We start from the raw sequence: 551 nt of genomic DNA on the forward strand, positions 1-551 counted from the left end.
GCTCAACGGCCTCACCCTGGCAGCCTTCCTGGAGCTCCTCGTCACCCCCTGGCTGTCCTGGCTCGCCGACCGGGTCGGACCGCACAAGGTCGTGATCGCCGGCCTCGTGGGCGTCATCGTCCTCGCCCTACCGCAGTTCATGGTGCTGGGCACCGGCAGCGTCTTCCTCATCTGGCTGATGATGCTGGCCATGCGCCTGGTGATGTCCGCGCTGTACGGACCCATCGCGTCGATCCTCGTCGAGGGCTTCGCCACGCACGTCCGCTACACCGGCATCTCCCTCTCCTACCAGCTCTGCAACATGGTCTTCGGCGGCCTCGCACCGCTCGCCGCGGTCTCGCTCGCGGCGGCCGCGGGCGGCCACTACTGGCCGCCGGCCGTCATGCTGATGGTGATCTCGGCGATCGGCATCGTCTGCACGGCACGCCTGCGCCGGCTCGGTACACCACCGGCCGGCGAGCGGACGCCGGACCCGGCCCGGCAGGCGGTACAGGCCGCCTCGTAAGGACCTGCGGCCACGCCGTGTCCTCGATCGCCGGACGGCCTTGAAT

1 pseudogene is annotated in these 551 nt (G+C 70.2%); it reads left to right on the top strand.

The features are described 5' to 3' along the window. Window positions 1–505 (top strand): annotated as a pseudogene (locus AC1DYK_RS35550) (hypothetical protein); the annotation flags it as partial. Between the last annotated feature and the right edge of the window lie 46 nt (window positions 506–551).

It is taken from the genome of Variovorax sp. P2_H12 (assembly GCF_056403395.1).